This is a genomic window from Imperialibacter sp. EC-SDR9 (genome assembly GCF_902498805.1).
Lineage (GTDB): Bacteria > Bacteroidota > Bacteroidia > Cytophagales > Cyclobacteriaceae > Imperialibacter.
On record NZ_LR701585.1, the window covers coordinates 101,814 to 115,286 of the forward strand.

At 46.3% G+C, this 13,473-nt stretch carries 14 protein-coding genes; 6 read left to right on the forward strand and 8 right to left on the reverse strand.

Translation table 11 applies throughout. The features are described 5' to 3' along the window. The first annotated feature begins 24 nt into the window (after positions 1-24). On the forward strand, positions 25-714 hold the full coding sequence (locus GC130_RS14140; protein ID WP_226940489.1) for a heavy metal transporter: 690 nt from the start codon (positions 25-27) through the stop codon (positions 712-714). Between the two features lie 72 nt (positions 715-786). Here GC130_RS14140 and GC130_RS14145 read toward each other — a convergent pair whose 3' ends face one another. Continuing rightward, entirely contained in the window at positions 787-1,083 is a 297-nt protein-coding gene (locus GC130_RS14145) for a putative quinol monooxygenase (RefSeq protein ID WP_151998977.1), read from the reverse strand. 281 nt (positions 1,084-1,364) lie between these two features. Between GC130_RS14145 and GC130_RS14150 the strand changes: the two genes are divergently transcribed. Next, positions 1,365-3,170, forward strand: coding sequence for a right-handed parallel beta-helix repeat-containing protein (locus tag GC130_RS14150; RefSeq protein ID WP_151998978.1), 1,806 nt, complete (start codon positions 1,365-1,367; stop codon positions 3,168-3,170). A 154-nt stretch (positions 3,171-3,324) separates the two neighbouring features. Here GC130_RS14150 and GC130_RS14155 read toward each other — a convergent pair whose 3' ends face one another. Together GC130_RS14155 and GC130_RS14160 are read right to left on the reverse strand one after the other, a co-directional pair. Continuing rightward, the gene (locus tag GC130_RS14155; RefSeq protein WP_151998979.1) at positions 3,325-3,621 is read right to left on the reverse strand and encodes a putative quinol monooxygenase; all 297 of its coding nucleotides are present in this window, start codon (positions 3,619-3,621) and stop codon (positions 3,325-3,327) included. A 61-nt stretch (positions 3,622-3,682) separates the two neighbouring features. Next, complete coding sequence (locus GC130_RS14160) at positions 3,683-4,363, reverse strand: DUF3667 domain-containing protein (protein ID WP_193217863.1); 681 nt, start codon at positions 4,361-4,363, stop codon at positions 3,683-3,685. A gap of 305 nt (positions 4,364-4,668) precedes the next feature. Between GC130_RS14160 and GC130_RS14165 the strand changes: the two genes are divergently transcribed. From GC130_RS14165 to GC130_RS14180, 4 genes are all read left to right on the forward strand, one after another. Next, entirely contained in the window at positions 4,669-7,707 is a 3,039-nt protein-coding gene (locus GC130_RS14165) for an amidohydrolase family protein (RefSeq protein ID WP_226940490.1), read from the forward strand. Between the two features lie 25 nt (positions 7,708-7,732). Further along, positions 7,733-9,034, forward strand: coding sequence for an amidohydrolase family protein (locus GC130_RS14170; protein WP_151998981.1), 1,302 nt, complete (start codon positions 7,733-7,735; stop codon positions 9,032-9,034). 146 nt (positions 9,035-9,180) lie between these two features. Next, the gene (locus tag GC130_RS14175) at positions 9,181-9,810 is read left to right on the forward strand and encodes a hypothetical protein (RefSeq protein WP_151998982.1); all 630 of its coding nucleotides are present in this window, start codon (positions 9,181-9,183) and stop codon (positions 9,808-9,810) included. A 108-nt stretch (positions 9,811-9,918) separates the two neighbouring features. After that, positions 9,919-10,605 carry a hypothetical protein gene (locus GC130_RS14180; RefSeq protein WP_151998983.1) on the forward strand — a complete coding sequence of 229 codons (687 nt, stop codon included), beginning with the start codon at positions 9,919-9,921 and terminating at the stop codon, positions 10,603-10,605. A 59-nt stretch (positions 10,606-10,664) separates the two neighbouring features. Here GC130_RS14180 and GC130_RS14185 read toward each other — a convergent pair whose 3' ends face one another. The 5 genes from GC130_RS14185 to GC130_RS14205 form a co-directional block, all read right to left on the reverse strand. Further along, positions 10,665-11,099 carry a nuclear transport factor 2 family protein gene (locus GC130_RS14185; RefSeq protein WP_151998984.1) on the reverse strand — a complete coding sequence of 145 codons (435 nt, stop codon included), beginning with the start codon at positions 11,097-11,099 and terminating at the stop codon, positions 10,665-10,667. Positions 11,100-11,119: 20 nt separating this feature from the next. Then, positions 11,120-11,632 (reverse strand): DOMON domain-containing protein, encoded by a 513-nt coding sequence (locus tag GC130_RS14190; RefSeq protein ID WP_151998985.1) that lies wholly within the window; start codon positions 11,630-11,632, stop codon positions 11,120-11,122. Between the two features lie 42 nt (positions 11,633-11,674). Next, entirely contained in the window at positions 11,675-12,106 is a 432-nt protein-coding gene (locus tag GC130_RS14195) for a MarR family winged helix-turn-helix transcriptional regulator (protein ID WP_151998986.1), read from the reverse strand. Between the two features lie 68 nt (positions 12,107-12,174). Further along, complete coding sequence (locus tag GC130_RS14200; RefSeq protein WP_151998987.1) at positions 12,175-12,798, reverse strand: GyrI-like domain-containing protein; 624 nt, start codon at positions 12,796-12,798, stop codon at positions 12,175-12,177. Between the two features lie 56 nt (positions 12,799-12,854). Then, entirely contained in the window at positions 12,855-13,418 is a 564-nt protein-coding gene (locus GC130_RS14205) for an NADPH-dependent FMN reductase (RefSeq protein ID WP_193217864.1), read from the reverse strand. Between the last annotated feature and the right edge of the window lie 55 nt (positions 13,419-13,473).

A 13,473-nucleotide genomic window follows, 5' to 3' on the forward strand; every position in this document is an offset into this window, starting at 1 on the left:
TAATCATAGCTAGACGTCAGTGTTATGGGAAAAATCATCAGACCAACCTATCCGGTAGAATTCAGCGTAGGGCTTCTTTTGCTTATTTTCGCTTTGTCTTCCTTTTTGGGCTCCCAGCTTTTTGAGGCTCCCTTCGGCGAACTCAAGGAGGACACTAGCGGGTATATAGGCATGGCCCTCGTTGGTCTTGCGGTCGTTATTATGGTGTTAATCCTTTGGGAAGAGTTTTTGTTCCCCATTACAGTAGTACCCACCGAAGGGCAGGTGGTCTTCAGAAACCACCGAAACAAGTTGCTGACACAATTATTCATCTATTTCAGCATACCTGCTATTTTTGTTTTCATTTATGTCAACTACGAAGTAAACCAGGTTCGTTTCTTTATCTGGGCGGCCATTTGTGTCATTGCACCTGTTGCCGGGAAGCTAATTTCAGGGATCAATAACTACAATGATTTTTTGAAGCTGACCAACGAGGAGATCGCCTATAAAAACAATAGAAAAGAAGGAGTATTTAAGATAGCCGAGGTTCAGCACATTATACCTGTGAAAGATGAGAGGAATGTTCTTCACAAGATTCAGGTGCAGCTGACCAACAACAATCAGGTGATAATTGACCTGGATGAAATGGAGCTGGCCGACTTTTACAACTCGATTGATGAGGCGCTTAAAGCTCACTACGAAACCATTCTGAAGGAAGCCAAAATTTCTGCTTAAGCAGCGTATAAAAGAAAGAAGGAATTCGTCGGTAGTGTTAGGGTACTGCCTTGTCAGCCGCATATCGGTGGGTTACTTCTCCGCCACCAACCCCAGGTGATGAAACCTGGGTTCACTCTCGCAGAGAGGGTAGAGGGTGTCCACAAACTGTTTGATGTAAGGGGAGTCTTTATGCTTTTCGTCGGCATCCTCGCCTGTAAAGCACATCAGGTGCACAAACTCGTGGATATCGTGATTGAACTGAAAAGATTGGTAAGCTATCGTTCCAGGTTCGTTATCTCTGATGCTAGCTATGAAGTTGCGAATCAGCTTTTCGGCTTCCTGCACATGGCCTTCTTTTACACGAAATTGAACCATTACGTGAACCATAGGATTCTTCTTTTGTGGGAAGTACTAAATTGGTCAGGCCTGATCAACGTATTTGATCGGTTAACCAGGAAGTTTTAGGTGATCAATGTCGAACGTTTCAGAGGTTTGAATTACTCGATCGGATAGGTTTTTTTGAAAGTGAGAAAATAGCAAAGCTTCCTGTATTTACAGTAAACTACTTATGCTTTGAGTGCCTTGCATTAATTTTGTTAAATTTAACAGGTCGTTTGGCATGGCGCCTTTTATTTTTTTTTTCACTTAAGTAATTTCAGTAATTACCCATGAAAAATATTGCTTTGCTACTTCTGTTTTTTCTTTTTGTTAATGCAAAGGCGCAGGTTTTATTATATGTTGCTCCTGATGGCAAAGGTGACAAATGCTCATTGAAACGACCTTGCAGCCTTGTGGCTGTGCAACAGAAAGTTGCGGACTTTAGTCCGTCGATGGCAAGCGACATAATTGTATACCTGTTGGGAGGAAGGTATGAATTGGACACCACACTGACTTTTTCAGAGAGACATGGCGGCAGGAACGGGTTTTATGTGCGCTACAAGAGATTTGGCGACCAGTCTTCAAGTATTAGTGGAGGTGTGCGTATAGACAATTGGTTGGAAGTGGGTGGAGGCATCTATAAAGCTTTTTATGGAGGACCAATGTTTAGGCAGCTTTACGTCAATGGTGTCAGGGCTACACGGGCAAGAAGCCCGAATAGAGTCGACGAAAGAAATTTCGGGCCTTACTACTGGTACAAAGGCTGGGAGGCGGAGGGTAGAAGAGTGAGGGTGAATGCCTCCGAAATACAGACTTGGGCTGGAATCCAAGACATAGAAATGGTAATTAAACACCATTGGAACCAGGCTAGGTACCGAATTGACCGGTTCGAAATCAAAGGTGATCATGCGTGGGTTTATTTTAGAGAACCTGAAATGAGTACAGAACCCTGGCAAAAAGGATGCTGCCCAGGGTGGGCTGATAAACAACCATTTCATTTTGAAAATTCCATTGACCTGTTGGATGTTCCGGGCGAGTGGTTTTTCGATGAATCATCGGCTGAGGTGTATTATCATCCTTTGGAGGGTGAATCTATGAAAAACGCCGTGGTAGTTGCTCCTGTTCAAAATTTACTGCTCAATATTGATGGCGCAAGCCATCTATCATTTGAGGGTTTGATATTCGAACACACAAATTGGGCCATGCCGGATGAAGCACGAATCGGTATTCAGGCCGGGGCTCGCCGGGGCTACAGTGCAGGATTCATACCAGGTGGTATCCGGATTGTTCGATCGAATAATATTCGGTTTGATGGGAATGTTGTACGATTCTTTGGTGGAATGGGGATAGAATTTTCTCATTCATCATACAATAATGTTGTTAGAGGGAACCTGATAACAGAGATAGCTAGCAATGGTATACAGGTTTATTCCGATGTCTGGAATCCCAACCCCGATACCGCTCATGAATGCAAAGGAGACTCGATCGATAATAATTATATCACGAAAGTAGCTCGTGACTACACAGGAGGCGTTGGAATCAATGCGACCTATGTGAACGGTATTGTGATTGAACACAATGAGATTTTTGATTTACCCTATACGGCGATAAGCATAGGATGGGGATGGACTGACGCAACCACAAATCTTAAAAACAATAAAGTGCGTTACAATGATATCCACCATGTGATGCAATTACACGACGATGGCGCTGGCATCTATTCTCTTTCTAAAGCACCTGGCACCGAGTTCTCCAACAACTACATCCATCATATCAACAGAGGCAATTGGAATGAGGATTGGCCAATGGCTGCTATATATCTAGACAAAGGCAGTTGTTATTACACGATAGAGCGCAATGTAATTGGATCTGCTCCCAGAGCACTTTCATCATGGAACAAACCAAACTATGGAAATACTTTTCGACAGAACTGGTATTTAAAAGGAGACGAGATTGTTGTAAGGACCGAGGGAAATGTATTCGAGAACAATATTGAAATTGAAGGGGAGAAATGGCCGGGTGAGGCTCTAAAAGTAATTGAAGAGGCCGGACCACAGATTGTCAGGCCCTTGCTTACTCCTGTTCAAAGCAGGTAGCAGGTTTACCCCCTTTCGCAAAAGCTTCAACTAGTAAAGGCAGTAATTTATTCGCCAGCTCCTGATGTTCAAAATAGTTCAAAAATATCTTACCTGAGATAAATAGTCCCGACTCATTTTAGCAAACTGCCCCACTTTTTTATCGCAATATGCCTTACTTCTCCGCCACCAACCCCAGGTGATGAAACCTGGGTTCGCTCTCGCAGATAGGGTAGAGGGTGTCCACAAACTGCTTGATATAGGGGGAATCTTTGTGCTTTTCGTCAGCATCCTCACCCGTAAAGCACATAAGGTGCACAAACTCCTGTATGTCGTGATTGAACTGAAAGGACTGATAGGCCAGCGTGCCAGGCTCGTTATTTCTGATATTGTCGATAAAGCCACGTATCAGCCTTTCGGCTTCCTGCACATGGCCTCCTTTTACACGAAATTGAACCATTACGTAGAGCATCGCTGGTGGGTGTTTTAAGTTGAACTTGTATTCTAAAGATACAATTTTTTCCCCTGTCTTGTTACAATTCAAACTCCAGATAGGGCAGTAAGTTCAACATGTCCAGTGCCAGGAAAGTCAAATGTGTCATGATGATGGTGCAGAGCTGGGCATAGGCTGTGGCCATGATCGACAGCGTAACACCCATCCAGTTTTTCATTCGAAAGAAAGTGGTGTAGACCCAAATATTGTACGAAAGCACCATTACTGTGTAAACGGTTATGATGGCCGCCTTGGCATCCGGGAATAGCTGAAGCAATGGAAATATGACAACGATAAGTGCGAGCTGCTGGGCCGTTACGTATATATTCATTACCAAATGTTCGGAAAAGTTGTCGCCAATGGGTTTGAAAAAAAGCCAGGTGGAAAAGGTATAGATAGGAATGGCAATAATGTTGATGAGGGTAGAATACTCGTTGGCGAAGTCCCAGAAACCAACGAAATGCATTTTGTACCAATGCCAGTCTTCAAAAAAGTTGTTTTCCTGAGCCACTTTGAAGATGCCGTAGCGGATAGAAAGAATGGTGGTAACAGCGCCAACCAACAACAAGAATTTGGCTGGCACATAAAGACTGAGCCGCTTGCCATCGATATACCCCCTAATGGCTTGTCCCGGACGTATCGCCAGTTCTTTGAGGGTGCCAAACAGGCCGGTTTCGATATCGAGCGACGATTCGAAAGACTCCCCCAACAATGTTTTCATATCAAAGCGATCCACTTTGGCGCTTTGTGCACAATTCGGGCAAAAATTACCCTGGAACACCGTTCCGCAGTTTTTACATACCATCAGCCGTGAAATTAGCAAAACGGCTACTTAACTATCACGGCGACGGTATATTATGTGAGGCAAATATCGGCGGCATGACTTTTCTCCGGAAGGGCTCTATTTCATAAATAGACTAATAATTCCGACATTTTATCAACATAGCCACCTGTATAAATCCAGCCGCAATTTGATCCTCATCCTTGTATCTTCGCTCTCTTAGAAAACCAAAAAACATTGAGGACATGAAGAGATTAATACTCCTGTTTATGGGCGTAAGTATGGTCTTGTCTCCGGCACTGGCTCAGGAAAACTTTCCTGTGAATGGTGCCCAGGATAAACGGCTGAATATTTATGCTTTTACGAACGCCACCGTGGTGGTGGATTATCAAACAACATTAGCGAATGCAACATTGCTTGTGAAAGACGGCTTCGTAGAAGCAGTCGGAGCGAGTGTTGCCATCCCCAAAGGCGCCATCGTTACTGACCTTGGCGGAAAATTCATTTATCCTTCTATCGTAGACCCTTATACCAGTTATGGTATGCCTGAGGTGAAGCGAGGAAGGAGAAGCTTTATGGATCCTCCACAGCTTGATTCCGACCGCAAGGAAGCTTATGGCTGGAACGACGCTATCAAAGCCGACTTCGACGGAGCCAGCGAGTTTACCATCGATGCCAAAACAGCCGAGAAGTGGAGAAAGCAAGGCTTTGGCACTGTGCTGGCCTTCAGGCCCGACGGCATTGTGAGAGGAAGCGCCACCCTGGTGACGCTCAGCGATGGCCCGGTGAACGAAGTGATTGTGAAAGAAAGAGCAGCTGCCAACTACGCATTTGACAAAGGTAGCTCCACGCAGAATTATCCCAACTCAATCATGGGTTATGTGGCTTTGCTTCGCCAAACTCACTACGATGCTCAGTGGTACACCTCACCCCTCAACAAGGTGCAAACCAATGTGAGCCTTGAGGCATTCAATGCGCTTCAAAGCCTTCCACAAATTTTCGAAACTGACAACAAGCTGAGACTTCTGCTGGCCGACAAAGTGGGCGATGAGTTCGGCGTTCAGTACATCATCAAAGGTTCGGGCGATGAGTATCAGCGGATCAACGAGGTAAAAGCTACCCAGGCGCCACTTATCATTCCGGTGAACTACCCGGCTGCCTACGACGTGGACGACCCTTACGACGCATTGAATGTGTCGCTTTCTCAGTTAAAGCACTGGGAGCTTGCTCCTGCCAACGCCGCTACAGTAGCGAAAAACGGCATCACCTTTGCGTTTACTGCCAGCGATTTGAAAGACCCTGCCGACTTTTTGCCTAACGTAAGAAAAGCCATTCAATACGGCTTGAGTGAGCAGGAAGCGCTGAAAGCGATTACGTACACTCCTGCATCACTTTTGAAGGCAGCCGACAAAGTAGGCAGTCTGAAAAAAGGCATGCTGGCCAACTTCCTGATTACTTCTGGTAACCTGTTCGATGAGAAAACTTCTATTTACGAAAACTGGGTGCAGGGTGATAAGTTTGAAGTGACCGACATGAACGCACCCGACTATGCTGGTAGCTATCAGCTGAATTATGGTGGCAACAGCTTCACTATGGAAATTTCGGGCAAAGCAGGTTCACAGAAAGCTAAAGTTAAAGTGAACGACTCGACTTCTGTAGACGCCAAAACAACTATTGACGGACAGAATATCAGCCTGAGCTTCCAGCCCGACAAAAAGAAAGATGGCAACATTCGCCTGGCAGGCTGGCTGAACGGCAAAAACTTTAAAGGTGACGGCCAGGTTGAAAACGGCGACTGGATCAAGTGGACAGCTACTTACCAGAGTGCTTTGGAGGAGAAAGAGAAGAAAGAGGACGGAGACAGTGACAAAGCACCAGGTCTTGGTAAGATCATGTATCCTTTTGTAGCCTTCGGTAACGAAGAGCTTCCAACAGCCAAAACATACCTGATCAAAGGCGCTACAGTTTGGACCAGCGAAGATGCCGGTAAGCTGGAAAGCACTGATGTGTTGGTACAAAACGGCAAGATAGCGCAGGTAGGCAAGGGGCTATCCGCTCCGGCTGGCGCAGTAACTATCGACGGTGCAGGCAAACACCTGACGCCGGGCATCATCGATGAACACACGCATATTGCACTTAGCGGCGTGAACGAAGGCTCTGAAGCTGTTACTTCAGAAGTACGCCAGGAAGATGCGATTGACTCTGAGGACTCTGATATCTACCGTCAGCTGGCTGGTGGTGTAGTAGCCGCTCAGCTGCTGCATGGCTCGGCCAACCCTATTGGCGGCCAGTCTGCATTGATCAAGTTCCGTTGGGGCGCAGCTCCTCAGGACCTGCTGATCAAAGGTGCTGATAAGTACATCAAGTTTGCTTTGGGTGAAAACGTAAAGCAGTCGAACCGACCTCCTACCAGCAATATCCGTTTCCCTCAAACCCGTATGGGTGTGGAGCAGGTAATGGCGGATGCGTTTACAAGAGCCGGGGAATACGACAAGGAGTGGAAGGCCTACAACGGCCTTTCTGCCAAGGCGAAAGCAACAGCGGTGAAGCCACGGAAAGACCTCGAGCTGGATGCACTGGCGGAGATATTGAACAAACAGCGTTTTGTGACTTGCCACTCCTACGTGCAGCCTGAGATCAATATGATGATGAAAGTGGCTGAGCGTTTCAACTTCCGTGTCAACACGTTCACACATATTTTGGAAGGCTACAAAGTGGCAGATAAAATGGCCGAGCATGGTGCCGGTGGCGGTACTTTCGCCGACTGGTGGCAGTATAAGTACGAAGTGCGTGAGGCGATTCCTTACAATGCTGCTTTGATGACCATGGCCGGCGTAACGGTAGCTATCAACTCAGACGATGCTGAAATGGCCCGCCGCCTGAACCAGGAAGCTGCCAAGTCGATCAAGTATGCTGATATGGGCGAGATAGAAGCTATGAAAATGGTGACCATCAATCCTGCCAAACTGCTTCATCTCGATAGCAGAATGGGTAGTATTAAGGTAGGCAAAGATGCTGACCTTGTGCTTTGGAACGACCATCCGCTTTCAATTTATGCCAAGCCAGAGAAGACTATGGTAGATGGTATTGTGTATTTCGATATAGAAAAGGATGCGCAAATGAGAGACGCCGTTCAGGATGAGAGAGCAAGGATTATTGCCAAAATGAAGTCAGCGAAGGCTTCCGGCGCTGCTACTCAGAAACCGTCCCGCCAGTACAAGCACAGATGGGATTGCGAGGATGAATACCTTGGAGACATCATCAAAGCCTCGCAGGAAGACTAACCGTCCACTTTAAAAGCTAAACGAGATGAAAAAATTAAAATACATAGTTGCAGCCTGTTTGTTGATAGCAGGACAAGCCAAAGCTCAGGTACCTGAGCCGGTGGGGCCGCAGGAAAAACCTATTCTGCTAATGAATGGCACGGCGCACATTGGCAATGGCCAGGTGATCGAAAACTCATTCGTGACTTTTGAGAATGGAAAAATCACCAACGTGGGCGATGCCACCGTTGTGCGGTTAGACATGACGAAATTCGAAGTGATCAATATTGCAGGCAAGCATGTGTATCCGGGCTTGATACTGCCTAATACTACCTTGGGCCTTGAGGATATTTCAGCCGTAAGAGCGTCTATCGATAGTGAGGAAGTTGGCGACTTGAATCCACATGTAAGGAGCCTGGTTGCTTACAATACAGATTCTGAAGTGATTGCCACGTTACGCTACAACGGCATTTTGCTTGCTCAGAGCACCCCGCAGGGCGACCTGGTTACGGGCACTTCTTCTATCATGATGTTGGAAGGCTGGAACTGGGAAGATGCGCAGTACAAAGCCGACGATGCTATTCACCTGAACTGGCCTACGAAAACCTTTAGCCCACGCTGGTGGATGGGAGAGACGGAGCCTCGCAAGAACCCCAACTACCAATCATCGATTGACAAGCTGGAGAAGTTTTTTGCTGACGCAAAAGCCTACAGCGAAGGACAGCCTGCCGTCACCAACCTAAGGCTGGAAGCGATGAAGGGCTTGTTTACCGGAGCGCAGAAGCTGTTTGTTCATGCCGACAGGAGGGTGGAGATCATGGAGGGTATTCAGTTTGCCAAGGCGAGTGGTGCCACCAGCATTGTTCTTGTGGGCGGAACCGACGCAGGCAACTGCATCGATTTTCTGAAAGACAACAACATTCCAGTGTTGCTGACCGACGTGCACAGAATCCCAGGCAGAGAAGATGAGGACTATGACCTGGCCTATAAGTTACCGGCTATTCTTTCAAATGCAGGCATCAAAGTAGGATTGACGTATGAAACCCTTCATGGCTCAAGGAACCTGCCTTTCACAGCAGGAACAGTAGCAGCTTATGGCGGTATCAGCAAAGAGGAGGCATTGAAGATGATTACTTCTAACACTGCGCAGATACTGGGCATCGATGGCACTACGGGTACCTTGGAGAATGGCAAGGATGCCAATATCGTGGTGTCTGAAGGAGATATTCTCGACATGCGCACCAGCAAGGTGACCAGTGCCTTTATTATGGGCAAAGGCATCATATTGGATGGCAAGCAGCAAATGCTGTACGACCGCTTCAAACGCAAGTATGAGTCTCAGAAATAGATCACAAAAGTGATTAAGTGAAAGGCCTCAAGTATCTTGAGGCCTTTTTTTGTGCTCTCCCCTAAGAAATAAATTTTTTATTCACGAACAGCAACTATTTTTGCGCCCGCTCGTCATTGTGGTATTATTATTGTCAATCCGTTAAGATGTTAAAATTAGTTTCCGCTGTTGTCCTTTTTGCATCGGCATGGCCCATTGCTTCGGACAAGACTGATGTTGCCAAAGAAGTAGCGTTCAGGCAGGTGTACGCCCGGGAAAACATTACCCTTCATGAAAGACCTATTGTTAACAGTTATGGCGTTGATGTTAGGGAGGTGAAAGCGGTCTTTACTGCCAAAAGTAGCTCTGCGATGGTTGTAGAAATGCTGAGAAACGCTGACAAAGGGATGCAGTGGAATATTGGCGCCGGTGCTTACGATGTGCTCAACAACGAGAAACACACCTGGGTCACATATATTGAATACGACCTACCCTGGCCACTGAACGACCACGATGCCGTGCTTCGCCACTCTCTGGTAGAGAAGGGTAATATTATTGAGGTGGCTATTGAAAGTGTGGACGATGTCCTTCCTTTGAAGAAAGGCGCCGAAAGGATGGAACAAGTGCAGGGAAAATGGACGATCCGATCTTTGGGATTTGACGTAGTCGAAATCAGCTATCAGGTCAGCACCAAGCCAAGCGCCGTACCACGGCTTATCACAGATCCCATCGTTCACTATCAAATGACCAAGTCGATGAGCGCTCTCAGGGAGTTGCTTGAACAAACAACTATTTAATTGCTACATCCAGTATCCCGCACAACTCGTCATTGTAAATCGACGGTTCAGCATTTCTTTATGGTATAGTCGCTTTTTGCGGCGTTTCTTTGATCAAAAGGAAACGATATGGAAAAAGCGATACTCATTTCTCACGCCTCTGCTGGTGCATTGGTACTACTCACCGGCCTGCTCAACTTCATTAGCAAGAAGGGCGGCAAACTCCACAAAAAGCTGGGGATAGCGTATGTGCTGGGCATGGCCTGGATATTTGTTTCTGCCATACTTATCATAGCTTTCTACCGGTTCAGTGCTTTTCTCATGGTAGTAGGGGTAGTGAGCTTTTACGCCACCTTCACTGGCTATAGGGTGACCAAACGAAAGAAGCTGGGAGAGCACACCTGGGTTGACCTGGGTGCTTCGGGACTTACTATGGCTTTTGGCGTTGGGCTCGTGGGCTACGGATTCTATGTGGGAAGTATCGCTGGTTTTGGAGCATCTTTGGCTATCCTCAGTTACATTTTCGGTTTTCTCACTGCTTTTGCTGCCTACAGAGATTTGGCTTTTTTACTAAAGCCGAAGGAAGAGACCTATAAACTGTGGTGGTTGCGCCAGCATATCAGTGCCATTGGTGGCAGTTATATTGCAGCCATTACAGCTTTCGCCGTGCAAAACGGTGACCGTATCATGGGAGGTTCGCAGTATCAATGGCTGCTTTGGCTTATCCCGACCGTGATTTTTACACCTGCGATCATTTTCTTTCAGCGCAAGTTTAAAACAAGGAAGGAACACATTACCGTATCTGCTGGGGCATAAATTGGAGGCTGCCTCAAGGCATTGACTATAAGCCAGTGGTAGAGACAGCCTCACAGTGTTTAGATCACATTTGGCAGGTCAGCTACCAGCTTCCATTTATCTTCCCTGGTCAAAACCAGGAGCAGGGTAGAAACAAAAGTCATTTTACTGCCTTTAAAGCTTACTAGCGCATTGGCAGTATTTCCATTGATAGTCACATTAGAAATAGTTACCTCTCTTTTGTCGCCACCAAATTCTTTGTTTTTGATTTTGGCGAGGTACACTTCCCGGGGCATGATGGCCACCCCTTCTGAGCCAAAGAGGCGGTTCATTACCACCGTGAAGTTGGCGTCCAGCACTTCTTCAAGGATAATCGAATCCTGATAGTCGGCGCCTGTGGCGAATTGCATGATCGTCTTTTTTACCTCTTCCACGCCAGTTTCCTGTCCCTGAGCAATACTAAATACCATAGTACCAAATACGGTCATCATAATGTTTGAAATGTTTGTGTTCATGATTAGAAATTGTTTGAGCTTTATAATTGAATTGTTGTTTGTGTTCGCATGACCGAATGATGCTGGAAGTCATCTTCCAGGCTAAAGGCCATTAATAGGGAGTAGCTTTTGCCAGGCTCTAAATCCTTGCGGTAGGCGTCAATTGCCTCTATAGGCAATGAGAACCTGATGACTGTCCCATCTTCACTTTCCAGGCCTTCAATAGAGTCGACCAATACAGGAGCTCCGAAAGTTTCAATAGGTCGATAGTCTCCCGGCTCGACAACAAAGTGTTCTTTCACTGTCGCCAAGTTGTTGGCCACCCTGCCCATGATGAGGTAGGTGTTTTTCAGCTGATCCGCCTCGTTGAAGCCTATGGCTACCCAGCCCGTTGTCGGGGCTTTCAGTTCGAATTGCACCCGATCGTCCTGATGGGCCCAGATGACTTCCATTCCGTTTTTGCGAATGATGTTGGTTTGACTAGAAGGGGTGGGGTTATACAGCATTGCTAGAGCGCCACAAAGGATACCGATGGTTGTAATTATTATTTTCATTACTATCAATTATTGATATATCAATTGTTTGTAGAAATTTTTTTACATCATGTTGCCCTGGATTCTCAGCAGCATATCTTTCAATTTATTTACCTCTTTCTTAGAGAACCCTTCCAGGCTTTTGGCCCGGTGACTTTGCACCATAGCCATATGCTTATTGATGAATTTTTGTCCTTCTTTGGAAACAGTAATCATGTATTGTCTTCTATTGCCCTCTATGGCTTCCCTTTGAATGAGTCCTTTCTTTTCCAGTAAATCGAGCATTCTGGTGATGGAAGCCGGATCTTTAATAGACTTTTCGGCAAGGTCACGCTGAGAAAGACCAGGGTCTGCTTCGATCACTTTTAGCAATACCCATTGGTCGACAGTGATGCCTGCACCTCTCTTATCCAGCTCCTTTTGGGAGTATTGCTTGGCGAGCTTGTTGGTTTGGTCAAGCATGAAGAGCACAACTTGCGACAAATCATCTTTCATTATTGATATATCAATTATTGATATACAAATTTATAAATGATCTGCTTAACGAGAAAGTTTTGAAAAGGTTATTTTATTGGCTCCCGCAAAATTGTCTTTAATTTTTCCGGGGCTGTCCTCCTAAAGTCCGACAAATAGATTTCATGATGCAGACCGTTGCGTTTTAAGCCATTGGCTTCAATAAACCCCTGTAGTTTGCCCAGGCTCTCAGGCTCGTTGTCAAACGGCCCAACATGGAGGATTTGCACAACATTACCTTCGTTCAGTTCAAAGTGCGTTACCTGCCTGGCGATTGTCAGCCCTTTTTTGCTAACAACATTGGATGCTGCAGTGGTAATATTCTCTTTTTCCACAAACTCTGGCATCCTTATGAGCAAACGAAACATCCACTCTGACCTGGGGATTTTTGTGGGAGCATCCGTCATCGATACCCCGCCATACTTGTCTTCATCAAACCACCATTGCCCTTCCAGCTTTGGCACCACGAAGTCTTTTTCCGCAGCTTTCCACTCAAATTTAATGGTGTAGGCGACCGAGTAGAGAGCTTCTATGCACTCAGCAAAACCTTTTGATGACGGATCGCCCTGGCCTGCAATAGCCAGGTATTGCTTAGGTGCCAGTTTCAATAGCTCAGGCTTTTGTTTGGCTGTGTAATATGTTTTGTCGGTTTTGGAGAGGTCAATCTTCGTCATTGCTGCGCTTCGTTGTTATTGGGGGTAAGAAAACGCAGGTCACTGACAACCTTGTGTCAGTGGGAATCAGTTTTTTTCTCACATTTGTTAGCGAGCGACTCAAGAACTTTGGTAAGGAGAGTAGAAAGGGTGGGGTCCGTAATTTCTCCTTCAAGTGAAAACCGTTGTCTGATGGCGGGAATGGTGGACGTTGTGCTGTCGTCAAAGTCGGCATTTTGGGCTTTCAGTGTGAGGAGCAGCGTGGAGAGCGCATTTTCGCCTCCCATCATAGATGGAGAGTAGCTCAAAGCTGCCAATGGCTTGTGATATACTTCACCACTACCTACCAGCCAGTCGAGGGCATCTTTTAGCACACCAGGCATTCCAAAGGCGTACTCCGGCGTGCAGATGATGACGGCGTCGGCTTGCTTCCATAGATTTCTCCAATGAAGAACATGCTTGTCGGTAATGGTGTCCGACTGTTGAGGGTTAAAGTGTGGAATACCGCCAAGGCTTTCGAAGATAGCGAATTGAAAGCCAGGGCCGGCGAGCCTTTCAATAGCTTGTAGAAGCCTACCTGCGGTTGCGCCAGGGTTGATACTACCTGAAATCGCCAATACTTTCACCGTCTTACTTTTCATAAACGCAAAAATGAATGTAGCCGACAAATTGATTTGTCGGCTAAAAATCATGTCA

Coding starts and splice junctions, on each gene's coding strand:
- GC130_RS14140 (WP_226940489.1), top strand. CDS start 25: ATGGGAAAAATCATCAGACCAACCTATCCGGTAGAATTCAGCGTAGGG.
- GC130_RS14145 (WP_151998977.1), bottom strand. CDS start 1,083: ATGGTTCACGTAATGGTTCAATTTCGTGTAAAAGAAGGCCATGTGCAG.
- GC130_RS14150 (WP_151998978.1), top strand. CDS start 1,365: ATGAAAAATATTGCTTTGCTACTTCTGTTTTTTCTTTTTGTTAATGCA.
- GC130_RS14155 (WP_151998979.1), bottom strand. CDS start 3,621: ATGCTCTACGTAATGGTTCAATTTCGTGTAAAAGGAGGCCATGTGCAG.
- GC130_RS14160 (WP_193217863.1), bottom strand. CDS start 4,363: ATGAAAACATTGTTGGGGGAGTCTTTCGAATCGTCGCTCGATATCGAA.
- GC130_RS14165 (WP_226940490.1), top strand. CDS start 4,669: ATGAAGAGATTAATACTCCTGTTTATGGGCGTAAGTATGGTCTTGTCT.
- GC130_RS14170 (WP_151998981.1), top strand. CDS start 7,733: ATGAAAAAATTAAAATACATAGTTGCAGCCTGTTTGTTGATAGCAGGA.
- GC130_RS14175 (WP_151998982.1), top strand. CDS start 9,181: ATGTTAAAATTAGTTTCCGCTGTTGTCCTTTTTGCATCGGCATGGCCC.
- GC130_RS14180 (WP_151998983.1), top strand. CDS start 9,919: ATGGAAAAAGCGATACTCATTTCTCACGCCTCTGCTGGTGCATTGGTA.
- GC130_RS14185 (WP_151998984.1), bottom strand. CDS start 11,099: ATGAACACAAACATTTCAAACATTATGATGACCGTATTTGGTACTATG.
- GC130_RS14190 (WP_151998985.1), bottom strand. CDS start 11,632: ATGAAAATAATAATTACAACCATCGGTATCCTTTGTGGCGCTCTAGCA.
- GC130_RS14195 (WP_151998986.1), bottom strand. CDS start 12,106: ATGAAAGATGATTTGTCGCAAGTTGTGCTCTTCATGCTTGACCAAACC.
- GC130_RS14200 (WP_151998987.1), bottom strand. CDS start 12,798: ATGACGAAGATTGACCTCTCCAAAACCGACAAAACATATTACACAGCC.
- GC130_RS14205 (WP_193217864.1), bottom strand. CDS start 13,418: ATGAAAAGTAAGACGGTGAAAGTATTGGCGATTTCAGGTAGTATCAAC.